The following is a 22448-nucleotide window of genomic DNA, read 5'->3' on the forward strand; positions in this document are numbered from 1 at the left end:
GAAGGACCCGGCACCATGGAAGACCTCGACACTCTGGTCCTGCGCACTGCGCTGCGCTGGCAGGCCGCAGGCCAGCCCGTGGTGCTCGTCACCGTTGCGCGGACCTGGGGCTCCTCGCCCCGGCCGCCCGGATCGCTCATGGCTATCAATGGCAGGGGCGAGACGGTCGGCTCGGTGTCGGGCGGCTGCATCGAGGATGACTTGATCCAGCGCATCCGGGAAGGCGGCGTGCGGGCGGCCTGCGCTACGCTCACGCCCGCCGTACTGCGTTATGGCATCTCGGCCGATGAGGCGCACCGCTTCGGTCTGCCCTGTGGCGGCACGGTGGAACTGGTGCTGGAGCCGGTATCAAGTCACAGCCGGCTGGACGAATTGCTACTGGCCTGTCAACAGCGGCGTAGCACCGAGCGGACACTGGACCTGCGCACGGGCCGGGTGGCTCTGCACGAAGGCCAGCGCGACGGTGTGCCCCGGCTGGACGACCGCCACCTCACCACCTACCTGGGTCCGAAGGCACGCCTCATCTTGATCGGCGCCGGCGATCTCTCGCGCTACCTGTGCCAGATGGCCTTGAGCCTGGGCTTCGAAGTGATCGTCTGCGACCCGCGCGAGGAGCACCGCGCCAGTTGGAGTCTGGAGGGCGTGGTGGTGAGCCATGAGATGCCCGATGACCTGATCCTGCGGCTTCGCCCCGATGCCCGCACCGCCGTGGTGGCCCTGACGCACGACCCGAAACTCGATGACCTGGCATTGATCGACGCATTGCAGTCCGACGCGTTCTACGTCGGTGCCATCGGCTCCCGCCGCAACACCGCCCAGCGCCGGGAGCGGCTGCGTGAGCACTTCGATCTCTCTGAAGCTGCATTGCAGGCCTTGCATGGACCGGCAGGCCTGTACATCGGCAGTAAGACGCCCGCAGAGATCGCACTGTCGATCATGGCGGAAGTGGTGGCCGTCAAGAATGGCATTCAGTTGAGCATGTCGGCGCAGGTCGCGGGTGGCAAGTGGCACCATGAAGTGCCAGGATTCGAGGCTGTAGCCATGGCCGGCTGTGTGGTCTGATTATGAGCGTCCGCTTTCGGGCGGATCAACGGGGGACACCTTCTGGTCGGAAGCAGCCCACAGGATCAGTTGACGCTTTAAAGAATCGCTGCGCGCAAACAGCGGCATGACTTGGTTCGAGGCCAGCAGATCGTGGAGTTCAACATTCACCGATTGGCCCGCTTGCTGTCGTGCGCCTAAGACGGCACACTGGCATAGTTAGTTTCCATAGCGCAATGCAAATTGGAGGTGAGAAATGGCCGGATCTGAAGGAACCCCAATTGACCCGCTGCTGCTCGTGGGCCAGATTGAAAATCAGGTCCGCGTCGCTATCGGGGAAGCGAGGTCCGATGTCGGCACTGCGAGAAGTGAGGACAATATAAAAGTTTCCCTTCAGAAATTAATTAAGTTACATTTAGATACTTTTTCAATAATAGAGCAATTGGATGAAGTCGGAAGGGCGAGGCATTTGGAAAACAAAAAGAATTTTGATCGAATTTCTGAGAATATTGATTCAGTGAGAGATTACTTCTCCGCCGACCTAAAACGTGTTTTTAAGGAAATCTCGAATCTGCGCAACGACGCAAAAGAACGAGATGCACGTTTAGCAACCAAAACGGAACTCGCCTCGTTTGCCGCCATTTTTGAAGGTCAGTTGGAGGCTATTAATTCGAAGCTGGAAGTTCTTCTTCAACAACGCCTGGGCTAGCTATATGCCAGTCAAAGGTGAAAAATTCGGAACGAAGCAGGAAGACTTTGAAAATCTTAGAGTCGATGGCAATGATCTTTACTGGCACGACAAGAAGATTAAGGTCGGCGGGTGGACACGGGCCGAAAAGATATCTTTGATTGGCGTGATCGTGAGCGCGTCTGTCGCGCTTCTCGTCGCTGTGCTTGTCTACTTCGACAAGATCGAAACAACAATTCGGACAGTAGAAGAGCAACTTTGCCAGACCGGGCAGTTTCAATTCTGTAAGTCAATCTCACCGGCAAAACCCACATCCGGCACTGCCTCGGCCCCCCGCTAGGTGCTTGGCGGTATGGTTTGATCGGGTCAAGCTCTCGGCGGGTATGCATGCTCAAACCGCGCGGCATTCAGCCTACTGTCCCAACTTGTGTGTCTGATGGCACTCTGCGGATCGACACGAAACGCTGTTGACCTGAAGAAAATTGGGCAGCCAGAAAGCTGTCGCTGGCGGATGCCCACTTCCGCTGCAAAACGGAAGTCCGTTTCAGACTGACTGCGGCTGTAGAGGTTTCAGAACTGTTCGCTCCAAAGCAGTCCCCGAACTCTGCAAGTCGAATGTCGGCTATGTGGCAATGATTTCAATGATTGCGGCACCGGCACCCGGCCAATTTCAGCCTTTCAGTTTCCTTCCCCAAATCAGGCATTCACGCTTTGATCAAATCATCTTGGGAAAATATAACTTGATTGACAGCCGGTCATTAACTCCTTAGCCTCAAAGAAGTTGTTAATTCGCTGCCGCGCTTCACAATTTTTATACTGCTGTAAATATTCAGTACATACGCCACAACGCGTTTAGGTAAGCCATTCTGGAAGGCTTTTTGTGACCAGCGCTATTCGTTAGGCCCATACACTCACAGCCCGTTCATTTCCACCTCGAAAGGAGATGCAATGCTTACGTCCCACCTTGCACGGTCAGTCGGTCGCTGCCTCATCAGCGCGATTTTTGTCGCATTGGCGGCAGGCGCCCCCACTGCGGGCAATGCGCAGGTGGCGCGGATGGAGGTTCATGTGTTCCAGTCGACGACGTTAACGGATCAGGAGTTCCTGAGCGGCCGCAAAGAGGGCAAGCCAGTCACCTTGGCGGGGGAGCTTCGCTTGCCACGTCCGGGAAATGATCGGTTGCCGGTCGTCGTCCTGTTGCATGAGTCGGGCGGAATCGGTGGGCATGTCACCGATTGGGAGCAGTACTTCAATGGGATGGGCGTGGCCACCTTTGTCATCGACAGCTTCACGGCACGAGGCATCGTCAGCACCGTTAACGATCAATCCCAACTTGGACGCCTCGCGATGACCGTCGACGCCTATCGGGCGCTCGATCTGCTCGCCAAGCACCCGAGAGTCGATCCAGCGCGGATTGCACTTATGGGCTTCTCACGGGGTGCCCAGTCAACTCTCTACGCGAGCATGAAGCGCTTCCAGCGCATGCACGGTCCGGTGGGCCAGGAGTTCGCCGCCTATATCCCGTTCTATGCGGACTGCGGCACGAGTTATCTCGACGACGAGGACGTGACTGATAAGCCTATTCGGTTGTTTCATGGCAGCGCAGACGACTACAACCCCGTTGCGCCGTGTCGCACCTACGTCGAGCGGCTGAAAGCGAAAGGCAAGGATATTCAGTTGACCGAATACGCTGGCGCGGGGCACGTTTTCGATGGACAGGCGTTTAAGAAGCCCCTGAAGCTTGAGAGGGCGCAAACCACAAGACAATGCCAGCTCGCTGAAGCGCAAGATGGCGTGGTTATCAATGCCAAGACAAAGCAGCCGTTCAGCTACGCCGATCCGTGCGTGGCATATGGCCCGACGGTTGCTTATGACGAGAAGGCGTATCTCGAGGCGAGAAAGGCGGTCGGGGAATTTGTAGCTGCCACGCTCAGACCAAAATGAAAGCATCAACCGGGCCTAACCATCGAGCGGACACACAAGGGCGGGACACGTTTGCTCGCTCCGCCAAGGTCTGCGGCGCCGTTGTGTGCCGCTCATGTCAAACGTTGAACGTCCGGCTTTTCGATGCTCGACAGGCTGCGAAGGGTCGTCAAGTGCCGGTCATGACCGACCGCTGACTGGAAATCAATTGGGTTGCCGGTAAGCCGACACCGACAATCGGCAGCTACCGCTGCGAAGCAGTCTCTGGGATGTGACTGGCGAGCGACTGCAGTGGGTCAAAAGCTGCAGTGCGCTTCGTCTCAAAGTAGGCTCTGCTATTCCATGAACACTTGCCGTGAAGCATCTCGAAAACTTCGTCAATGAAATTTGCGATGACTTAGCCAGCGGTTCTTTTGGGCGCAAGATTGGTCAACAGGAAAGTGTGGCTGCTGGAACTGCTCAGACCTATCCGATGGAGGGGAAAGGGAGGAACAGCTCCCAAACGTCGAGGCGTGGCGACTATAGCTGGCGACATGGCTGCATTGCGTGCATAACGATGGACGGATCAGGCAAGCAGTATGTATATTCCAAACTGCTATATCAAACTCTATATATTCGTTTGCGTCACACACCATCCAAAAGGAATGCATGTCTATCCAATCCATCCTGAAATCCACCGTGGTCGCATTGGCGATCGTGACCGGTGCACCGCTTTTCGCACAGGGCACGCCCATCAATACTGCGGCGTTTGATGCGCTGGTCGCGCAGGGCCCCGTCGCCGATGCAGCGACCATCGCGTCGAGCACCTGGGCCAGCAAGATCAAGCAGGCCGGCTCGCTGCGCCTCGGTAGCACCCAAACTTCGAATCTTTTTTCGCTGCTTAACGAGAAGGACGGCAAGATCCGAGGCTTCGACGCAGGTCTGGCCCAGCTCATCACGCGCTACATCTTGGGCGATGGTGCCAAGTACCAGTTCACGCAGGTGACCTCGTCCACGCGCGAACAGGTGCTGATCAACGACCAGGTGGACATGGTGTTCGCCACCTACTCCATCACCCCCGCTCGCGCCGAGAAGATCTCGTTCGCCGGTCCTTACTACACCTCGCAGGCCGGGGTGCTGGTCAAGGCGAACAACAAGACGATCCAGTCGTACAACAATCTCGCTGGCAAGAAGACCGCCACGCAGGCCGGCTCCACCGGGCCCGCAATCCTGGCGCAAGTCGCGCCCAAGGCTACCGTACAAGAATTCCAGACGCACCAGGAGGCCCTCGACGCACTGCGCCAGGGGCGCGTGGACGCCTACGTCACCGACTACACGCTGCTGCTCAATGCCCTGAGCCTCGGAACCGGCGACGCGCAACTGGCGGGCGCGCCCTTTGGTGCGCAGGACCCCTACGGCGTTGGCCTGCCCAAGGGCTCGGATGGCGTGGCCTTCATCAATGCCTTCCTGAAGAAGATTGAAGCCGACGGCACCTGGGCCAAGCTTTGGACAGTGTCCATCGGACAGCGCACCGGCAGCACGGCCGTTCCGACGCCGCCCGCCCTCCCGTAACCGATGGGCAGTTTCTCCCGGCTCCTGGCCGACTACGGGCCTGCCTTCGGGCAGGCCCTTCTGCTGACATGGAAGCTCACAGTGGTGTCGTTCGTGGCCGGCTTCTTGCTGGGCATGGTCGTGACGGTGCTCCGGCTCTTCCCGCTGCGGCCACTCCGCTTCGTCCTGACCGGCTACGTCGAGATCTTCCGCAACATTCCGAGCGCTGCGCTGCTGATCTTCATCGTGTTCGCGTTGCCCGATCTCCAGGTCTTGATCGACTATGAGCCCGCCGTGATCCTGACGTTGACGCTGGTCTGTTCCGCATTCACGGCGGACTACCTGCGTGCGGGCATCAACACCGTCGACGGCGGCCAAGTGGAGGCCGCACTCAGCCTGGGCATGCGCCCGATGCGCATCATCACTGCGGTGGTATTGCCGCAGGCGCTGCGCGCGGTGGTGCAGCCGATGACCTCGCTGCTCATTGCGCTGATGCTGTCGACCTCGCTGGCGTCGCAGGTGCCGTTTCCGGGCCGGGAACTCACCGCGCTCGTGGCCAAACTCGCCAACGACTCCGCCGCCGGCATGCCCGCGTTCGCGGTGGCCGCTGCGATGTACGTGGCGTCGGGGCTGCTCATCGCCTGGGCTGGTGCCACCCTGGAAAAGAAAGTGCGAATATTGCGATGAGCCGCCCTCTGGAAGACATTCTGTTTGGTGATCCGAGCCGCGAGGCCCAGACCGTCACTCGGGCCGTGAGCGTGACCGCCGCGGTCGTGCTACTCCTGCTGGCTGCGGGCATCGTGTTCCGGTTTCATGCCGCAGGGCAGTTCGACGCGCGGTTCTGGGAATTCTTCGCCTGGCCGACGACCTGGGCCTTCCTGGGCACGGGCCTGCTCGGCACGCTGGCATCGGCGGCGACGGCCGCCGTCATTGCGCTGGTGCTCGGGCTGGTACTGCTGGTGGGGCGCCTGTCGCGGCTGCGGCTCGTGCGTTGGCCGAGCGTCGCGGTCATCGAGTTCCTGCGTGGCGTGCCAACGCTGCTGCTCATCTATGTGTGTTTTCTGGTGCTTCCGTCGGCCGGGATTAAGCTGAGCACGTACTGGATGTTGACGTTGCCCATCGGCCTTAGCACCGCCGCAGTGGTGGCCGAGGTATACCGCGCGGGCGTGCTCGCCGTTCCCCGCGGCCAGACAGATGCTGCGCGAAGCCTGGGGCTGACCGAAGCCCAGGTCTTCTTCCTCATCGTCTTCCCACAGGCCCTACGCTACATTGTCCCGGCACTGGTCGCGCAACTGGTCATCGTGGTCAAGGACACCACCTTCGGCTACGTCGTCACCTACGGCGAATTGATGCAGAACGCCAAGGTGCTCATAGCCAACTACCACGCACTGGTGCCCGTATACCTCGTTGTAGCTGCACTTTACTGCCTCGTGAACTACGCGATATCAAGGGCGAGCAAACGGCTCGGCCGGCCGATGCATTGACCGTCACCAGGCTGCTCAAGTGTCGGTGACGCGGCGCTCTGGCAAAGGAAAAAGGTGTAGGTCCGGTTATGGCCGGGAACGGTTGCTCAGCTCGCGCTCATCGATGCAAGCTAAAGACTGAAGGCGGCTGTAGAGCACTCCGAATTGGGCGCTTCATTCCTGACATTGACGTCGGCCGATTGGGTGTCGGCAATGTGGCGACGATTTCGTCTACCGGAGCACCTGCAACCGGCCAACGCCTGCCGTTCGATCTGTGGCCAGATCGCAGACGGTCAACCGACATCGGCGCCAAGATGCGGCCCTTCATCCGGACAGCGGCTGTGACGCTTTCCCGAATTTCTCTGTGTGACTGACAAGGCCCGTGCGATTTCACTTAACGCATCAAGCCCGGATCAATCCGCCGGCTCTGTCAGCGCTATCTTGGTCTCGAACTTGGAACAGTTCATGGCGAAGGTGCTTTTGAAATTGCGCACGTTGTTGTTGGATGAAAACACCTCACGCGTGAACGCGTGGTAGCGCTCCATGGACGCCGAGTTGACGATCAGCAGGAAGTCGAACTCCCCCGATACCTCATAGCACGCCATCACGTCAGCCTCGGCGGCCATTTTCTTCTCGAAGTTGCGCAGCAGCGCGTCGTTCTGCTTGTCCAGTTCGACCGAGACGAACACCGTCAAGGGTCGGCCGACGCGCAGGCGGTCGACGATGGCCACTTGCTTGAGCAGAACCCCCCTGGCCTTGAGCTGGGCAATGCGTCGCTGGCAGGTGGCGGGCGAGGCATGTACCTGTTCGGCCAACGTGCGCAGTGGCACGGTCGCGTCCTGCTGCAGCAGATTCAGGATCTGGGTGTCCAGCCGGTCCAGGATCATGGACGGCCTCACGAGTTGATTTGTCATGGGAAATTATTTCACCAAGCTTCCATGAATGGGTCAAAACACTCAAATTGTGCAAATGATTGATAAATTGTCTCAAGCAGGCTTTCTAAGATCGGTCTATGGATCACCCGACACTGGAGCCCGTCATGACCGACCCTGACTTCGAGCCGCAACTGGTGCGCTGGCGTCACCACTTGCACCGCCACCCCGAAACCGGGTTTGAAGAGCTGCACACCGCCGACTATGTAGCCAGCGTGCTCAAGGCGCTGGGCCTGGAGGTGCACCGCGGCATAGGCGGCACCGGCCTGGTGGCAAACCTGACGGTGGGCGACGGCAAGGGCGTGATTGGCCTGCGTGCTGACATGGACGCGCTGGCCATCACCGAGACGGCAGAAAGCCGGGAACATGCCTCGCAGACGCCGGGCCGCATGCACGCCTGCGGCCACGACGGTCACATGGCGATGGTGCTGGGCGCGGCCCAGTTGCTGCGCGAACGGCGCAACTTCAATGGCACGGTGCGTTTTATCTTTCAGCCGGCCGAGGAGCATGGGCGCGGCGCCAAGGCCATGATGGACGATGGCCTGTTCGAACGCTTTCCTGTGGACGAGATCTATGGTGCGCACAACATGCCAGGCCTGCCGGCCGGCCACTTTGCGACCCGGGCTGGCGGCATCATGGCCAGCGAGGACAACTTCGTCATTCACGTGAAAGGGCGCGGCACCCACGCCGCGCGCCCGCATATGGGCGTAGACCCTCTGGTAATTGCCGCCGAGATCGTGCTGGCGCTGCAGACCATCGTCTCGCGCTCGCTGGACCCGAGCCTGCCGGCGGTCATTTCCTGCACCGAGTTCATCACCGACGGCATACGCAATGCCATTCCGTCCAATGTCATCATCAAAGGCGACACGCGAAGCTACGCGCCCGAGGTGCAGGCCTTGCTGGAAAAACGCATGCGCGAGGTCAGCGTTGGCATCTGCCGCACCCATGGCGCCGAATGCGCCTTCGAGTACACGCATGAATTCGCGCCCACCGTCAATTGGGACCAGTGTGTGCCCACGGCCCTGGCTGCGGCCACCGCCATCGTGGGAGCGGACAAGGTGGATGGCAACGTGCAGCCCATGATGATTTCGGAGGACTTCGGCGCCTTTCTTCGCGTGGTTCCGGGGGCCTTTGTGTTCATCGGCAATGGCGACAACGGTGCCCCTGGCAGTACGCCGCTGCACAACGCGCGCTACGACTTCAATGACAGCGTGCTGCCCGTCGGGGCGCGCTATTTCGCCGAATTGGCGCGCATCCGCTTGCCTCAATGATTCCCGCCCTGAAAGACCCTCCCATGCTGATCCCCAACCCACTCGCCCGGCGTGGCACCTATGAGGCCGCCCTGCAACTAGTCATGAACATCGCCCTGGCGCGCGAAAGCCGGCGCTGGCTCTCACACTGGGCGGTCCTGAACCCCGGCGCCACGCCAGTCTGGCAACTGCCGCAACTGGCGCAGCGCCTGTCCGTCGGACAGATCAGCGTCAAGGATGAATCCACGCGCTCGTCGCTGGGCAGCTTCAAGGTGCTGGGCGCGCCGATTGCCCTGCTGCGCCTGATCCAACGCCGCTGGCCCGACAAGGCTTTCAAGCCGGAGGACCTGCTGGCCGGCCGCCATGCGCAGGACTTGCAGGGCTTGGTGGTCATCAGCGCCACCGACGGCAACCATGGCCGCGCGCTCGCCGCCGCGGCCCAGAGCATGGGCTGCCGCTGCGTGATCGTGCTGCACGCCCAGGTGAGCGTTGAGCGCGAAGCGCCGATTGCCGCATTCGGCGCCGAGATCGTGCGTATCAGCGGCAACTACGATGAATCCGTGCAGGAAGCTGCTCGTCTGGCAGCGGCCAACGATTGGCAGGTGGTTTCCGACACGTCTTATGAGGGCTACGAGGAAATTCCGCGTGATGTGATGCAGGGCTATGCCACCATCGTCGATGAGCTGCTGGAGGGCCAGGCCGCTGCAGCCGCACCTTGCCCTTACACCCATGTGATCCTGCAAGGCGGCGTGGGCGGCATGGCTGCAGGCGTCGTGAGCTACTTCTGGGAACGCTACGGCGAGCGGAGGCCGACCTTCATCGTGGTCGAGCCGGAGCAGGCCGACTGCCTCTACCAAAGCGCGCGGCTGGGCCGCCCGGCCCAGGCCACCGGCTCGGTCGACTCGGTGATGGCGGGCCTGGCCTGCGGTGAGACCTCGCCGCTGGCGTGGCGCTTTCTTCAGCCGGCCGTGGACTTCTTTATGACGGTCTCCGACGAACAGGCAGTGGATGCGATGCGCACGCTGGCCTCGGGCGAGGCCGGCGATGTGCCCGTGCTGAGCGGCGAATCGGGCGCTGCGGGGCTGGCGGCCCTGAAGGCGCTGGCGGGTTCGCCCGAGTTGCGCCGGCAAACCGGTCTGGGCGCCGATTCCCATGTGCTGCTCATCAGCACCGAGGGCGCCACGGCGCCTGCCGTGTATGCGCAGCTAACGGGTCGTTCCGCCCCCTCAGTGCTGGCGGCGCAGGTCGACTGGCAGCAACGGGTCGTCAAGAGCCGGTCATGAACGACCGTTGGCGGGAAATCAATTGGGTTTCCGGTAAGTTGACATGGACGATAGGCAGCAAACTGTGCAATCCGGTCCCTCTACAGGGCTTGCGGCGACTGGCTGTAATAGGCTGAACCCCGACATACACACGTCCCAATGACCCACGTAGAACCCGGGTGCGATACTTGAGCCCATGCGCTGCATCTCCGTCTGCGCGGGCCTTTGAAGGCGCAAGATGCGGCGCATGCCCCCATCCTTCATCGCTTCCTGTCATGTACCAACTAGCCGCCCCCGCCAGCGCTGAAATCGAGGTCAAAAAAAGCCGTTTTATCGGTATGCTGTTCGCGGTCGGCAGTCGGGCCGAGGCGCAATTGCTGCTGGCCGCGCAGCGCAAGCAGCATCCGGGCGCTTGCCATGTGTGCTGGGCGCTGGTCTGCGACGGCGATTCCGGCCTGGACGACGATGGCGAGCCGTCCGGCACAGCGGCCAAGCCCATGTACAACGTGCTGATGCACAAGGATTTGATGAATGTGCTGGCGGTGGTCGTGCGCTATTGGGGCGGCATCAAGCTGGGCGCGGGCGGGCTGACGCGGGCCTATGGCCAGGCGATTTCCGAGGCGGTCAAGAATGCTGATCTGCAGCCGGTCGAGCCACAATGCGAGCGGCGCTGCGTGCTGCAGTTTGCCGATGAATCCAGCTTGCGCCGGCTGTGCGAACAGCAGCAGATCACGGTACTGGATGCCGCTTACGCCGATGCCGTCACGCTGGTGCTGCGCATGAAGCAGCGCCAGGCCGAGGCGTTTGAAGAGGCGGCGCGCAACCTGCTGCGCGGCGCGCTGCATTTCAGCCGGGCGCCTACGCCGCGCAAGCATCCATAGCGAGCCCACCATGGAAATCGGCAAGCTGTTCGACGCGATTCCGGCCAGCCTGCCGGACGAAATCAGCGAATGTCTGCTGCGGTCAGGTAGCCTCAGGGTAGAGTGCATCGTCTCCAAGGGCCAGCATTCGGCCCCTGGCTTTTGGGATGCCTAGAAAACGAGAGCGACAAAAAGTCGAATGAACGAGGCACAGTGGCCCAATCCATTCGGTTTGCGTGGATGTGTTGACGACTAGGCGGTCAGAGAGGCGCAATCGATGACGAAGCGGTACTTCACGTCGCCCTTGAGCATGCGCTCATAGGCGTCATTGATCTCGTTGGCCGGGATCATCTCGATATCGGACACGATGCCATGCTCGGCGCAGAAATCCAGCATCTCCTGCGTTTCGGGAATGCCGCCGATCAGCGAACCGGCCAGGCTGCGGCGCTTCATGATCAGGTTGAACACTTGCGGTGAGGGATGTGGAGAGGCCGGCGCACCGACCAGCGTCATCGTGCCGTCACGCTTGAGCAGGGTCAGGAAGGCGTCCAGATCATGCGGTGCGGCGACCGTGTTGAGAATGAAGTCAAAGCTCTTGGCATGTGCTGCCATTTCATCGGCATTGCGAGAGACGACGACTTCATCCGCGCCCAGGGCCTTGGCCGCTTCGCGCTTGGATTCGGACGTGGTGAAGGCCACGACGTGTGCGCCCATCGCGTGTGCCAATTTAAGGCCCATATGGCCGAGGCCACCGATGCCGACCACGCCCACCTTTTGACCCGGCCCTACCTTCCAATGCCGCAGCGGCGAGTAAGTCGTGATGCCCGCGCAGAGCAAGGGCGCGACAGCTGCCAGCTGGGCCTCGGGATGGCGGATGCGCAGCACATAGCGCTCGTGCACGACGATTTGCTGCGAATAGCCGCCCAGCGTATGGCCAGGCGCGTCCGGTGTCGGGCCGTTGTACGTGCCGACCATGTGGTCGCAGTAGTTCTCCAGGCCTTCGCCACAGTCCTCGCAGTGCTTGCAGCTATCGACGATGCAGCCGACGCCCACCAGGTCACCGAGCTTGAGGCCCGACACGTGTACGCCCACGGCGGATACGCGGCCAACGATTTCGTGACCCGGCACGCAGGGGTAGAGCGTGCCCGCCCACTCGGAGCGCACCTGGTGAACGTCCGAGTGGCATACGCCGCAGTAAGCGATGGCTATCTGAACGTCGTGTGCGCCCGGCGTGCGCCGGGTGATGTCGATCGGTTCGAGGGGGCTGTTACCCGCATGGGCGCCATAGGCTTTGATGTTCATGATGTGGACTCCTTCGTTAATCTGGAAAAACTAGTCTTTAGAAAAAATGACTCGTACGCCACGCCGGCCTAGCGCCTGAGCCAAACCAGAGGGGTCGTCTACGCGGCCAAGGCGCGTGTACGCATACGACGACTCGAATGCCAAATAAAAAACGACCAGCGTGTCAGGTCCATACAGCATGAGGTCGCCATTGCGAATCGCGCCCGGTCGGCTCGGATCCGTAGGCAGCGCTTTCGGCAAGTTGGCGTGCTTTTCGTTGCCATTGAGCTCGGCCATGTCGAGCATCATCGGTAACTGATCGGCGAACGCAAGGGCAGCCGCGCTGTCAGCCAAGTTGATGGCGAAACGACGTTCGCCGACGGTCATCCACATACGTGATTCCTCAGGTTTGGCGACCGTCGCACCGACACGTCCGGCAGCCACAGCGAGTGGACTCTGAGCCGGTTGAGTGCCGGCATTGCAAGCGCTCAACACCAGCAGAGCGAGCAGCGGGCTCAGCACGCGCAGGCAACTGCGGCCCCGGGTATGGTGATGTTCAGTCTCCGTGGCGCGGGGACGCTGGCCATGCTTCCATGCTGTGAGGTAGTTTATGCGCATGGCGTCATCTTTGCTACGACCGTGTCCTATATGGTGCCAGGGGCTTGCGAGCGTGAGGTCAGGAAGGTCAGAGAAGCCGCGATCAGCAGCACGACCGCGCTTGCGACAAATGTGCTCTGGTATCCGCTAGCATCGAACAGCAGGCCGCCGATGGTGGAGCCCAACGCAATGGCGAGTTGGACCACGGCAACCATCAGCCCTCCGCCAGCCTCTGCATCACCAGGCAAAGTTTTTGCCAACCAGGACCACCAGCCTACCGGCGCTGCGGTGGCAACCAGCCCCCACAGGCCTAACAGCGCTGCCACTGCCGCAACCTCGCTGCCAAAGGCGGTGAGTGCCACGGCAATCGCCGCCATCAGAATTGGAATGCCGATCAGCGTGCGGTAGAAGTCCCACTTCAGAAACGTGCTGATGGCCGTGGTGCCGATGAATCCAGCGACACCGATCGTCAACAGAACGAGCGACAGCGTGGTCACGTCCACACGGGTCACTGTTTCAAGGAACGGGCGCAGATAAGTAAACAAGGCGAACTGTCCCATGAAGAAGGTGCTGATAGCCAGCATGCCGACAAGGACCGCCGGGTTCTTGAGCAGTCTGAGGACGTTGCCGGAACCCGCCGAGCGGGCCTGCGCCGGCATGGAAGGCAGGCTGATCCACTGCCAGACAAAGGCGATCAGTGCTACCGGCAACAAACAGAAGAAGGCACCACGCCACCCGATGATCGAACCCAGGTAACTACCCAAGGGAGCAGCGATGACCATTGCCAGCGCATTGCCGCCATTGAAGATGGCCAAAGCTCGCGGCACCAGATGGGACGGCACCAGACGCATGGCAGTGGCTGCCGACAAGGACCAGAATCCGCCGACCACCACCCCGATCAGCGCACGGCCGGCCATGTACGTCAGATAGTTCGGCGCCAACGCTACAACGACCCCGGAGACGGCCATCAGCGCGGTCAGCCCCAGCAAAAGCACCTTGCGGTTCATGCTGCCGGCGATGAACGAGATCGACAGACTTGTCAGCACCGCGAACGCGCCAGAGATGGCAATGCCCTGTCCGGCAAGTCCTTCGCTGACCCGGAGATCGTTGGCCATGGGCGTCAGCAGGCTGACGGGCATGAACTCCGAGGCGATCAGCGCAAAGACGCACAGCGTCATCGCGAGGACGCCGCCCCACATCGCGGGCGGTGCTTCGACGGTGCGCTGCCTGTGCGCGCCATGGAGGGTGGCGGTGCCTATTGGTGCTGTCATGGAGTGCGCTTATGCCAGGTTTTTGTGGAAGAACAAGTTCAGCTTGTCCCACGGAATGAGGCTCACCCTGTCATACAGGTCGACGTGTCCCGCGCCCGGAACAATGACCAGCTCCTTGGGCTGGCCAGCAAGCCGGAACGCTACTTCGCTGAACTCTTTTGAATGGGCCTGGTCGCCCGTGATGAACAGCATAGGGCGCGGCGAAATCGTCTCGATGTCATTGAACGGGTAGAAGTTCATGAACTTGACGTTGCTGGTCAGCGTCGGGTGGGTCGTCAGCGCGGTCGAGGAACTCGCGGGGGTGAACTCACCGCGCGGCGTGCGATAAAAATCGTAAAACTCGCGCTGAATCGGATGGGTGTCCTTGTCCAGCTTGTGCACCGTCCCGCTGGTGTACTGGGTCTTGCCGCCGGTGAACTCTGCATAGCGCTGTTGCGCCGCCTGCGCGATCATCTGCTTGCGCTGTTCGAGCGACTGCGAATGATTTAACGCATCGCGGTTGGCCGCGCCCATGTCATACATGCTGACCGTGGCGATGACCTTCATGCGCGGGTCGATCTTGGCGGCGCTGATGACGAAGCTGCCACTGCCGCATAGGCCGAGAACGCCGATGCGCTCTCGGTTTACAAACGCCTGGGTGCCCAGGTAGTCCACCGCTGCGCTGAAGGCTTCGGCATAGATGTCAGGAGCGACGACGTTGCGCGGCTGGCCCTCGCTCTCGCCCCAGAACGACTGGTCGATCGCCAGGGTGACGAAGCCCTGTTCGGCCAGCTTTTGTGCGTACAGCTTAGCGCTTTGTTCTTTCACCGCGCCCATGGGATGGCCGACGATGATTGCCGGATGTTTGGCATTGCGGTTGAGGTTCTTGGGCGTGAACAGATTCCCAACCACCTTCATTTGGTACTGGTTGTTGAAAGTGACCTTCTGTGCGGACACTGTCGCGCTCTTGTAGAAGTTGTCGGCACCATTGGATATGTCTGGCACTGGCTTGTTGTCCGCAGCCAAGGCTGCGTTGCCAGCTAGGGACAAGACACCCAGCGCAGCCACGGTAGAGCCAGTTGTCTTCAGGAACTCGCGGCGATCCGATTCTTGTTGGGGCATATACAAGTCTTCATTCATGGTTAAGTTGGAGGCGCAGGCGTCAGATGGTCTGCCTGCCGTCGCTTTTCATACCCAGAATTTTGGCGAATAGAGTGCTTCTCTACTAGCTAATGAATGCTTATATTGCCTATTAGTACTGCTAATCAATATTCATGGGAAACTTCACCATGGCCAGACGAAACCTCAACGATCTCTTGTCCTTCGTGACGGTGGCCCGTGAAGGCAGTTTCACCCGTGCCGCCGCACTGTTGGGCGTGACTCAATCGGCCCTCAGCCAAGCCATCAGCGGCCTGGAGGCCAAGCTCGAAATCCGGCTGCTTACCCGCACCACGCGCAGCGTGTCTCCGACGGCGGCTGGCGAACAGCTCTTGCAAGCCATTGGCCACCGCTTTGATGAAATCGAAGCGGAGTTGGACGCTTTGACCGAGCTGCGCGATAAACCCGCAGGCACCGTGCGCATCACCTGCGGCGACCACGTCGTGCGAACAACGCTGCTGCCGAAGATCGCGCCGCTATTGACCGAGTTTCCCGACATCAATGTCGAGTTCGACATCAACTATGGTTTTCGGGACATCGTGGCGGATCGCTTTGACGCTGGCGTGCGCCTGGGCGATACCATCGACAAGGACATGATTGCGGTACCGATAGGCCCGAAGCTGCGCATGGCTGCGGTCGCCTCGCCAGCGTACTTCGCCAAGCACCCGGCGCCGAAGACCCCGCGTGAGTTGGTGGCGCACTGCTGCATCAACATGCGCTTTCCTACGCATGGCGGGCTGTATGTTTGGGAGTTTGAGCGCAGAGGTGAGCCCTTGAATGTTCGCGTCGATGGGCAGGTCGTGCTCAACAGCTCACCCCATATCGTGCTCGCGGCGCTCGAAGGGTTGGGAATTGCCTTCCTCCCGGAAGAGGAGTTCGCACCGCACATAGAGGAGGGGCGGCTGATGCGTGTACTGCAGGACTGGTGCGCCCCCTTCGAGGGCTATTACCTCTACTATCCGAGCCGGCGACAGCCGTCTCCGGCGTTCTCGCGTGTGGTTGACGCTGTGCGTTTCAAACAAGAAAAGCGTTGATAAGGCCGCTCCCGGCACGAAGGCGCAACGCTGACAAATCGGGCGGCCATGCCGTTTCGAACACGGCTTTTTTCCAGTCGCTTTGCGCAGCTGCAAAAGGGGCTGCTGGCGGATCTTGACAATGAAAAAGAGCACGCTTGAAATAGATCGCAAGCGTGCTCTTTTTTCGATAGCTGTCAGCGACCGACCACAAAGGGCTAGAGCGCTATTTGACCGATATTTTTCTTAATCACCCATCACCACGCCCTCGCGCCGTGGATCGGCGCCGCCCAGCCAGACTGGCGTGCCGTGGGCCTGGCCGCGCGTGATGGCTTGCAGGCCGCTGGTCATGGTCACTTCGCGCACTTCGGCGCCGCGGGCCCGCAGGGCTTCGACGGTGGCCGGGGCGAAGCGCTTTTCTTCCAGCAGGCTGGGGCCGTTGAGCGAGCCGAAGTTGGGCAGGTCAATCGCCTGCTGCGGCATCATGCCCCAGTTCAGCACGCCGTACAGCGTCTTGGCCGTGAAGTGGATGATGAGCGCGCCGCCGGGGCTGCCGCCGCTCATGATGAGCTGGCCGCTGGCCTTGTCGAACACCAGCGTGGGTGCCATGGACGAACGCGGCCGCTTGCCGGCCTGCACGCGGTTGACCACCGGCTTGCCTTCGGCGTCGGTGGGGGCAAAGCTGAAGTCGGTCAGCTCGTTATTGAGCAAAAAGCCGCCCGCCTTGCCGGTGCCGCCATCGGTCATCAGGCGCGAGCCAAACTGGTCTTCAATCGTCGTGGTCATGGCCACTGCGTTGCCGAAGCCGTCCACGATGCTGATGTGCGAGGTGCCGTATTCGGGCTGGTCAGGCATGGGCGCGTAGGAGGTTTTGCCCGCGCCGGGCACGCCGGGCTTGGCAACTTTCATGCTCGGGCCCGCTGGCTGGATCAGCTTGGCGCGCTCGCTTAGGTAGCCTGGGTCTAGCAAGCTCATCCAGCTGCCGGCGGGCGGCTGCACAAAGTCCGGGTCGCCCAGGTACTGGCCGCGGTCGGCAAAGGCCAGGCGGGAGGCTTCGGTGTACAGGTGCAGCCAGTCGGCCGAGGGCGTGGGGCCCACGGTGCCGGGCACGCCGCCCATGCCGCTGACCAGGGGCAGGGTGGCGGCATTGGTGTTGTTCAGGATGCCCAGGATTTGCCCGATGGCAATCGCGCCCGAGCTGGGCGGCGGCATGCCGCACAGGCGGTAGGTTTGCTGGTTGGCGCTGTAGTCGGAGCAGATCGGCTCGCGCTTCTTGGCCTGGTAGTTGGCCAGGTCGCTCAGGGCCAGCTTGCCGGGATTGGTCGGGTGGCTTTGCACCTTGCTGACGATGGCCTGGGCCACCGGGCCGGTCAGCAGGGCGTTGGAGCCTTTGCTGGCGATTTGCCGCAGCACCTCGGCCAGGGCCGGGTTGCGCAGCGTGACACCGACATCGACCGGCGTGCCGTCGGGCTTGTAGAAATAGGCGGCCGCCGTGCGGTCGTTCTTTAGATACTTCTCGTCCTTGAGCAAGGTGTTGAGCCTTGCGCTGACCTTGAAGCCGTTTTCGGCCAGCTGGATGGCGGGCACAAAGAGCTGGGCCCAGGGCAGCTTGCCGTATTGCTTGTGTGCCATTTCCAGCATGCGCACGGTGCCTGGCGTGCCGACCGCGCGGCCGCCCACCACGCCGTCGTAAAACGCCAGCGGCTTGCCATCGGCGCCTATGAAGAGCTTGTCGTCGGCGGCGGCCGGAGCGGTTTCCCGACCGTCGAAGGCCTCGACCTTGCTGCCGCTGGAATGCAGCAAAAAGGCGCCCCCGCCTATGCCGCTGGACTGCGGCTCCACCAGCGCCAGCACCATCTGCACCGCAATCGCGGCATCAATCGCCGAGCCGCCGGCCTTCAAGACCTGATAGCCGGCATCAGTGGCCAGCGGGTTGGCGGCAGCGACGGCGAACTTGGTGGTGGCCCAGCCCGGTTTCGCGCTGTAACCCGAGGAGCCTTCGGGCTGCGCCGGCACGGTGTAGCTGAATTGGCTGGATGGGCCGGCGCAGGCCGCCAGCAGGGCGGCTGCGGCAACCGGGGCGACGACGAGGGTCAACAGGCGTTTCATGCAATCTCCTCTGGGTTGATGGTGAGCCGCCATGGTACGCCGGAGCATTCGCCTCAGGAAGAATTTGCCGCTATTTAGTCATTTCGGCCTCTAGCCCTTGTTGGATGGCCGGTAGCAGCTATCAAAAGGTGAGTGAGATGGTGCTCAGGCCCCTAGGGCCGTTTCAACAGCTGCTGGACCAGTGGATGCATCACCTTGCGTTCTGTGCTGATGGCGTAGTAATGCTCCTGCACGCTTTCACAAGCGCCTATCAGCCGGACCTGGCTGCGCTTGAGCAGGTCGTTTTGCGCCGCCAGCGCCGCCGGAAAGACACCCAGGCCGGTGCCGCCGAAGGTTTCCAACAGCGCGCTGTCTTCAAACTCTCCCACCACCCGCGGGCGCAGGCCTTGCTGTGCCAGCCATTTGTCCAGGGGATTACGCACGATGGAATGCGTGGTCGGCAGCAAGATGGGCACGTCTTGCAGTGACGCCGGAAAGCCCGCATGCGCCAGCTCCCACCAGTGCTGCACCCCGTACCAGCCCATTTCCGAGCTGCCTAGCGGGTGGCTGTGCACCTTCAGGCGCGGGTTGAAGGGCGCGGGGTGATCGGTCAGCACCACATCGAGCTTGTGCACGGCCAGGTCGGCCAGCAGGTCGGCCATCTCGCCCTCGTGGCAGATCAGGCGCAGATCCGGCACCTGCAGCACCGGATGCAGCAGGCGCTGCACTTCCAGCTTGGGCAGCCCATCGGCAATGCCCACGGCCAGGCGTACCGACGGCGTCTGCACGGCCGCGTGCACCTGCGCGGGCAGCGCCTCGCCCAGCTGGAAGATCTGTTCGGCCTGTTGCAGCGCCACCAGCCCGGCTTCGGTGAGCGTCAGGCCGCGGCCGGCAGGCTTGAGCAGCTGACAGCCCAGGTCCCGCTCCAGTTCGCGCACCTGCGCGCTCACGGTTTGCACCGCCATGTCCAGCCGTGCGGCCGCGTGGGACATGCCGCCTTCCTTGGCCACGACCCAGAAGTAGTAGAGGTGTCGGTAGTTGAAAGCCAGGCTCATATTCAGGATTTACAGGAAGATAGTTCATGCATTGTCTGCTTTTTCATGTGGCGTTAAGCCCTTATCGTTAACCGCTTGATGTGCAGCTCCCTGCACGCACTAAAGGTAAACCTCATGAAATGCCCCCATTGCAATGACACAGCCCTGGTGATGTCCGATCGCCAAGGCGTTGAAATAGACTACTGTCCTCAGTGCCGCGGCGTGTGGCTGGACCGTGGCGAGCTCGACAAGCTGATTGAAAGAAGCACGGCAGCCGCGCCAGCGCCTCAGCCGGTGTATCAGCAGCAGCCAGGGCGCAGGCCCGACTTCGTGGACTCTGACCACCATTACAAGCAGCCTGGCTATGGCCAGCGCAAGCAGAAATCGTGGCTCAGCGAAATTTTCGACTGAGCCTAGCGACCCTGTCGCCCTAGTCCCTGTGGCTGCCGGCGACTTCTCTTTTTTACTTTTTTTCAGGAAACCTCATGCGTACTTCTTTTGTCTCCGCCACCGCCGTGATCGCTTTGACCGTTGCCTCGCTCGCGGCTCCGTCGCTGGCACAGGCCAAACGCTTTGCCAGCAAGGCCAAACCCATGGCGCCTGCAAGCATCAACAAGGCACCGGCCGCTGCTCCGGCCGCCCCAGTGGCCGCTAAAGCCGCTGCGCCGGCAGCGGCAGCACCGGCTGCGGCGCCTGCAGCTGCGGCAGCGCCTGCCGCCGGCTCGGGCATGATGGGCACCATGGGCGCTGTCGCCGTGGGCGCGGTCGTTGGCTCCATGGCGGGCAATGCGCTGGCCGGCTCCCCTGCCGACAAGGAAGCCAAAGAGAAGGAGGCCAAGGCCAAGGAAGCAGAAGCCGCCGCCAAGGCCGCCCCTGCCGCAGCCAAGTAAGCCTGCTGGCACGATGCCTGTCGGATTCGATGGATTCAAGCCCTGAGTCGGCTGCGCGTTAAAGCGCAGCCGCTGGGCACGTGCCGGGGCGCCGCCCATTGCAGGCGGCGCAGGGTTTTTAGCGCGGTGCCAGGCGGATCGCGCCGTCCAGGCGAATCACTTCGCCGTTGAGCATGTCGTTTTCAATGATGTGTTTGGCCAGCTTGGCATAGTCCTGCGGCGTGCCCAGGCGCGACGGGAAGGGCACGCCAGCGGCCAGCGAGTCCTGCACTTCCTGCGGCATGCCAAACAGCATGGGCGTGCCGAAGATGCCGGGGGCGATGGTCATGTTGCGGATGCCGTTGCGCGCCAGGTCGCGGGCGATCGGCAGGGTCATGCCGACGATGCCGCCCTTGGAGGCGCTATAGGCGGCCTGGCCGATCTGGCCGTCATAGGCCGCCACCGAGGCGGTGGAGATCAGCACGCCGCGCTCGCCGGTGGCTTCGGGCTCGTTCTTGCACATGGCGTCGGAGGCCAGGCGGATCATGTTGAAGCTGCCCACCAGGTTGACGGTGATGGTCTTGCTGAAGGTGGCCAGGCTGTGGGCGCCGTTCTTGCCCACGGTTTTCTCGGCGGGCGCAATGCCGGCGCAGTTGACCAGGCCCATCAGCTTGCCCATGGCCACGGCCTTGGCCACCACGGCCTGGCCGTCGGCTTCCTGGCTGACGTCGCACTTCACAAAGGCGGCTTTGTCTGCGCCCAGCTCTTTGGCGATGGCTTCGCCTTTTTCGGCTTGCATGTCGGCAATCACGACCTTGGCGCCATTGGCTACCAGCATGCGTGCCGTGCCTTCACCCAGGCCGGATGCGCCGCCGGTGACGATGAATACTTTGCCTGCGATTTCCATGAGCTTGTTCCTTGAAGTTGAACGGTTGAGATAGGGGCTGGCTGAGCGCCTGTGTGGATGTTGACGTTAACGTAAACGTAAATGCAAACATCAATTATGACCCATGAAAAAAGCCCGGTCACCGATGGCCGGGCTTGTGGCAGCTGCAATTACTGCTTACTTGGCTTACTTGTAGCCGACGCGGTCAAGCATCTGCTGGACTTTCAGCTGGTTGTTGCCAATGGCGCTGACCGGAATGGTGTCTGACTTGAAGCTGCCGCCCGTCATGGCCTGCAGGGCCGGGTTGCGGAATTTCACGCTGGGCACGGCAGGCCATTCGTTGTTGCCGTTGGCAAAGTAGTTTTGTGCATCGGCGCCGGCCAGGTATTCCATGAATTTGACGGCGTTGGCGGGGTTTTTGGCGTTTTTGGCGACGGCGGCGCCGGCGATGTTCACGTGCGTGCCCCAGCTGTCCTGGTTGGGGAAAACCACACCGACACGATCGGCCACCAGTTTGTCCTCGGGGGCGTTGGAACGCATGATGCGCGCCAGGTAGTAGGAGTTGGTCAGCGCAATGCCGCATTCGCCGCTGGCCACGGCCTTGATCTGGTCGGTGTCGCCGCCCTTGGGCGCCCGCGCCATGTTGGCCACCAAGCCCTTGAGCCACTGCTCGGTCTTGGCTTCGCCCAGGTGTTCGGTCACACCCGAAAACAGCGACAGGTTGTAGGGGTGAGCGCCGGAGCGCGTGCACAGCAAGCCCTTGTTCTTCGGATCAGCCAGCTCTTCGTAGCTGTCCACGTCGGCTTTTTTCACCTTCATCTTGTCATAGACCACGATGCGGGCGCGGGTGGAAAAACCGAACCAGGTCGTGCCTTCGGCGCTGGCAGAAGCGCGCAGATGGGCGGGAATGGCGGCTTCCAGCTCGGCAGATTTGATGGGCTTGAACAGGCCGTCGGCATCGCCCTTGCCCAGGCGGGCAGCGTCAACCAGCAAAATCACGTCGGCGGGAGAGGCCGCGCCTTCGGCCTTGAGCCGCGCCAGAATGCCAGCGTCGTCAGCGTCCACGCGGTTGACTTTGATGCCGGTCGCCTTGGTGAAGTTGCTGTACAGGGCTTCGTCGGTCTGGTAGTGACGTGCAGAATACAAGTTGACGACCTGATCCTGGGCGCTGGCGTTGCCTACCGCACCCAACAGGGCGGCAGTGGCAAGGGCGGTCACTACTGGCACTTTTTTGAACATGAAAAAATCCTGATGAATGGTAAGTTAATGAGTTTAATGCAAACGCGAATTAGTCGTAATAACCTTGCGGCACTAAAAACCCGT

General features: G+C 61.5%; 23 protein-coding genes. 14 read left to right on the forward strand and 9 right to left on the reverse strand.

Annotated features, from left to right (window positions below; all coding sequences use genetic code 11):
• The first annotated feature begins 15 nt into the window (after positions 1–15).
• The 7 genes from BM160_RS17015 (at position 16) to BM160_RS17045 (ending at position 6666) form a co-directional block, all read left to right on the forward strand.
• Positions 16–1062, forward strand: coding sequence for an XdhC family protein (locus BM160_RS17015; RefSeq protein ID WP_092007363.1), 1047 nt, complete (start codon positions 16–18; stop codon positions 1060–1062).
• A gap of 235 nt (positions 1063–1297) precedes the next feature.
• The gene (locus BM160_RS17020; protein WP_092007364.1) at positions 1298–1750 is read left to right on the forward strand and encodes a hypothetical protein; all 453 of its coding nucleotides are present in this window, start codon (positions 1298–1300) and stop codon (positions 1748–1750) included.
• A gap of 4 nt (positions 1751–1754) precedes the next feature.
• Complete coding sequence (locus BM160_RS17025; RefSeq protein WP_092007365.1) at positions 1755–2069, forward strand: hypothetical protein; 315 nt, start codon at positions 1755–1757, stop codon at positions 2067–2069.
• 608 nt (positions 2070–2677) lie between these two features.
• On the forward strand, positions 2678–3673 hold the full coding sequence (locus BM160_RS17030) for a dienelactone hydrolase family protein (protein ID WP_092007366.1): 996 nt from the start codon (positions 2678–2680) through the stop codon (positions 3671–3673).
• A 627-nt stretch (positions 3674–4300) separates the two neighbouring features.
• Complete coding sequence (locus tag BM160_RS17035) at positions 4301–5203, forward strand: glutamate ABC transporter substrate-binding protein (protein WP_092007367.1); 903 nt, start codon at positions 4301–4303, stop codon at positions 5201–5203.
• 3 nt (positions 5204–5206) lie between these two features.
• Positions 5207–5869, forward strand: coding sequence for an amino acid ABC transporter permease (locus tag BM160_RS17040; RefSeq protein ID WP_092007368.1), 663 nt, complete (start codon positions 5207–5209; stop codon positions 5867–5869).
• Entirely contained in the window at positions 5866–6666 is an 801-nt protein-coding gene (locus BM160_RS17045; RefSeq protein WP_092007369.1) for an amino acid ABC transporter permease, read from the forward strand. Before BM160_RS17040 ends, BM160_RS17045 begins: the two co-directional genes overlap by 4 nt.
• A 392-nt stretch (positions 6667–7058) precedes the next feature.
• Here the strand turns inward: BM160_RS17045 and BM160_RS17050 are convergent, their stop codons facing one another.
• Positions 7059–7532 carry an Lrp/AsnC family transcriptional regulator gene (locus BM160_RS17050; RefSeq protein ID WP_092007370.1) on the reverse strand — a complete coding sequence of 158 codons (474 nt, stop codon included), beginning with the start codon at positions 7530–7532 and terminating at the stop codon, positions 7059–7061.
• 152 nt (positions 7533–7684) lie between these two features.
• Here BM160_RS17050 and BM160_RS17055 point away from each other — a divergent pair, with 152 nt between their 5' ends.
• From BM160_RS17055 to BM160_RS22660, 4 genes are all read left to right on the forward strand, one after another.
• Complete coding sequence (locus BM160_RS17055) at positions 7685–8848, forward strand: M20 aminoacylase family protein (protein ID WP_092007410.1); 1164 nt, start codon at positions 7685–7687, stop codon at positions 8846–8848.
• 23 nt (positions 8849–8871) lie between these two features.
• On the forward strand, positions 8872–10110 hold the full coding sequence (locus BM160_RS17060) for a diaminopropionate ammonia-lyase (protein ID WP_092007371.1): 1239 nt from the start codon (positions 8872–8874) through the stop codon (positions 10108–10110).
• A gap of 254 nt (positions 10111–10364) precedes the next feature.
• On the forward strand, positions 10365–10970 hold the full coding sequence (locus tag BM160_RS17065; RefSeq protein WP_092007372.1) for an IMPACT family protein: 606 nt from the start codon (positions 10365–10367) through the stop codon (positions 10968–10970).
• Between the two features lie 10 nt (positions 10971–10980).
• Positions 10981–11124, forward strand: a complete 144-nt coding sequence (locus BM160_RS22660; RefSeq protein WP_177219051.1) for a cupin domain-containing protein — start codon at positions 10981–10983, stop codon at positions 11122–11124.
• Between the two features lie 77 nt (positions 11125–11201).
• Here BM160_RS22660 and BM160_RS17070 read toward each other — a convergent pair whose 3' ends face one another.
• The 4 genes from BM160_RS17070 to BM160_RS17085 form a co-directional block, all read right to left on the reverse strand.
• Positions 11202–12251, reverse strand: a complete 1050-nt coding sequence (locus tag BM160_RS17070) for an NAD(P)-dependent alcohol dehydrogenase (protein WP_092007373.1) — start codon at positions 12249–12251, stop codon at positions 11202–11204.
• 30 nt (positions 12252–12281) lie between these two features.
• The gene (locus BM160_RS22990; RefSeq protein WP_177219052.1) at positions 12282–12848 is read right to left on the reverse strand and encodes a cyclophilin-like fold protein; all 567 of its coding nucleotides are present in this window, start codon (positions 12846–12848) and stop codon (positions 12282–12284) included.
• Between the two features lie 26 nt (positions 12849–12874).
• On the reverse strand, positions 12875–14005 hold the full coding sequence (locus BM160_RS17080; protein ID WP_092007412.1) for an MFS transporter: 1131 nt from the start codon (positions 14003–14005) through the stop codon (positions 12875–12877).
• Between the two features lie 102 nt (positions 14006–14107).
• A complete protein-coding gene (locus BM160_RS17085; RefSeq protein WP_255368983.1) occupies positions 14108–15217 on the reverse strand; it encodes an alpha/beta hydrolase in 1110 nt (369 codons plus the stop codon).
• A 149-nt stretch (positions 15218–15366) separates the two neighbouring features.
• Between BM160_RS17085 and BM160_RS17090 the strand changes: the two genes are divergently transcribed.
• Complete coding sequence (locus BM160_RS17090) at positions 15367–16269, forward strand: LysR family transcriptional regulator (protein ID WP_092007414.1); 903 nt, start codon at positions 15367–15369, stop codon at positions 16267–16269.
• Between the two features lie 225 nt (positions 16270–16494).
• Here the strand turns inward: BM160_RS17090 and ggt are convergent, their stop codons facing one another.
• Together ggt and BM160_RS17100 are read right to left on the reverse strand one after the other, a co-directional pair.
• Positions 16495–18357, reverse strand: coding sequence for a gamma-glutamyltransferase (gene ggt / locus BM160_RS17095; RefSeq protein WP_092007374.1), 1863 nt, complete (start codon positions 18355–18357; stop codon positions 16495–16497).
• A gap of 152 nt (positions 18358–18509) precedes the next feature.
• On the reverse strand, positions 18510–19391 hold the full coding sequence (locus BM160_RS17100; RefSeq protein WP_092007375.1) for a LysR family transcriptional regulator: 882 nt from the start codon (positions 19389–19391) through the stop codon (positions 18510–18512).
• A gap of 114 nt (positions 19392–19505) precedes the next feature.
• Between BM160_RS17100 and BM160_RS17105 the strand changes: the two genes are divergently transcribed.
• Positions 19506–19781, forward strand: a complete 276-nt coding sequence (locus tag BM160_RS17105) for a TFIIB-type zinc ribbon-containing protein (protein WP_092007376.1) — start codon at positions 19506–19508, stop codon at positions 19779–19781.
• 74 nt (positions 19782–19855) lie between these two features.
• On the forward strand, positions 19856–20260 hold the full coding sequence (locus BM160_RS17110; RefSeq protein WP_092007377.1) for a hypothetical protein: 405 nt from the start codon (positions 19856–19858) through the stop codon (positions 20258–20260).
• A 118-nt stretch (positions 20261–20378) separates the two neighbouring features.
• Here BM160_RS17110 and BM160_RS17115 read toward each other — a convergent pair whose 3' ends face one another.
• Together BM160_RS17115 and BM160_RS17120 are read right to left on the reverse strand one after the other, a co-directional pair.
• The gene (locus BM160_RS17115; RefSeq protein ID WP_092007378.1) at positions 20379–21146 is read right to left on the reverse strand and encodes a 3-hydroxyacyl-CoA dehydrogenase; all 768 of its coding nucleotides are present in this window, start codon (positions 21144–21146) and stop codon (positions 20379–20381) included.
• A 165-nt stretch (positions 21147–21311) separates the two neighbouring features.
• Positions 21312–22364, reverse strand: a complete 1053-nt coding sequence (locus BM160_RS17120) for an extracellular solute-binding protein (protein WP_092007379.1) — start codon at positions 22362–22364, stop codon at positions 21312–21314.
• Between the last annotated feature and the right edge of the window lie 84 nt (positions 22365–22448).

The organism is Polaromonas sp. OV174 (assembly GCF_900112285.1).
Classification (GTDB): domain Bacteria; phylum Pseudomonadota; class Gammaproteobacteria; order Burkholderiales; family Burkholderiaceae_C; genus Polaromonas.

Bases quoted from the DNA above. Each gene is read 5' to 3' on its own strand.
- BM160_RS17070 (WP_092007373.1), bottom strand. From the start codon at position 12,251: ATGAACATCAAAGCCTATGGCGCCCATGCGGGTAACAGCCCCCTCGAA.
- BM160_RS17105 (WP_092007376.1), top strand. From the start codon at position 19,506: ATGAAATGCCCCCATTGCAATGACACAGCCCTGGTGATGTCCGATCGC.
- BM160_RS17120 (WP_092007379.1), bottom strand. From the start codon at position 22,364: ATGTTCAAAAAAGTGCCAGTAGTGACCGCCCTTGCCACTGCCGCCCTG.
- BM160_RS17020 (WP_092007364.1), top strand. From the start codon at position 1,298: ATGGCCGGATCTGAAGGAACCCCAATTGACCCGCTGCTGCTCGTGGGC.
- BM160_RS17035 (WP_092007367.1), top strand. From the start codon at position 4,301: ATGTCTATCCAATCCATCCTGAAATCCACCGTGGTCGCATTGGCGATC.
- BM160_RS17085 (WP_255368983.1), bottom strand. From the start codon at position 15,217: ATGAATGAAGACTTGTATATGCCCCAACAAGAATCGGATCGCCGCGAG.
- BM160_RS17090 (WP_092007414.1), top strand. From the start codon at position 15,367: ATGGCCAGACGAAACCTCAACGATCTCTTGTCCTTCGTGACGGTGGCC.
- BM160_RS17015 (WP_092007363.1), top strand. From the start codon at position 16: ATGGAAGACCTCGACACTCTGGTCCTGCGCACTGCGCTGCGCTGGCAG.
- BM160_RS17115 (WP_092007378.1), bottom strand. From the start codon at position 21,146: ATGGAAATCGCAGGCAAAGTATTCATCGTCACCGGCGGCGCATCCGGC.
- BM160_RS17065 (WP_092007372.1), top strand. From the start codon at position 10,365: ATGTACCAACTAGCCGCCCCCGCCAGCGCTGAAATCGAGGTCAAAAAA.
- BM160_RS17045 (WP_092007369.1), top strand. From the start codon at position 5,866: ATGAGCCGCCCTCTGGAAGACATTCTGTTTGGTGATCCGAGCCGCGAG.
- ggt (WP_092007374.1), bottom strand. From the start codon at position 18,357: ATGAAACGCCTGTTGACCCTCGTCGTCGCCCCGGTTGCCGCAGCCGCC.
- BM160_RS17050 (WP_092007370.1), bottom strand. From the start codon at position 7,532: ATGATCCTGGACCGGCTGGACACCCAGATCCTGAATCTGCTGCAGCAG.
- BM160_RS17055 (WP_092007410.1), top strand. From the start codon at position 7,685: ATGACCGACCCTGACTTCGAGCCGCAACTGGTGCGCTGGCGTCACCAC.
- BM160_RS17030 (WP_092007366.1), top strand. From the start codon at position 2,678: ATGCTTACGTCCCACCTTGCACGGTCAGTCGGTCGCTGCCTCATCAGC.
- BM160_RS17110 (WP_092007377.1), top strand. From the start codon at position 19,856: ATGCGTACTTCTTTTGTCTCCGCCACCGCCGTGATCGCTTTGACCGTT.
- BM160_RS17040 (WP_092007368.1), top strand. From the start codon at position 5,207: ATGGGCAGTTTCTCCCGGCTCCTGGCCGACTACGGGCCTGCCTTCGGG.
- BM160_RS17025 (WP_092007365.1), top strand. From the start codon at position 1,755: ATGCCAGTCAAAGGTGAAAAATTCGGAACGAAGCAGGAAGACTTTGAA.
- BM160_RS22660 (WP_177219051.1), top strand. From the start codon at position 10,981: ATGGAAATCGGCAAGCTGTTCGACGCGATTCCGGCCAGCCTGCCGGAC.
- BM160_RS17080 (WP_092007412.1), bottom strand. From the start codon at position 14,005: ATGACGCTGTGCGTCTTTGCGCTGATCGCCTCGGAGTTCATGCCCGTC.
- BM160_RS17060 (WP_092007371.1), top strand. From the start codon at position 8,872: ATGCTGATCCCCAACCCACTCGCCCGGCGTGGCACCTATGAGGCCGCC.
- BM160_RS17100 (WP_092007375.1), bottom strand. From the start codon at position 19,391: ATGAGCCTGGCTTTCAACTACCGACACCTCTACTACTTCTGGGTCGTG.
- BM160_RS22990 (WP_177219052.1), bottom strand. From the start codon at position 12,848: ATGCGCATAAACTACCTCACAGCATGGAAGCATGGCCAGCGTCCCCGC.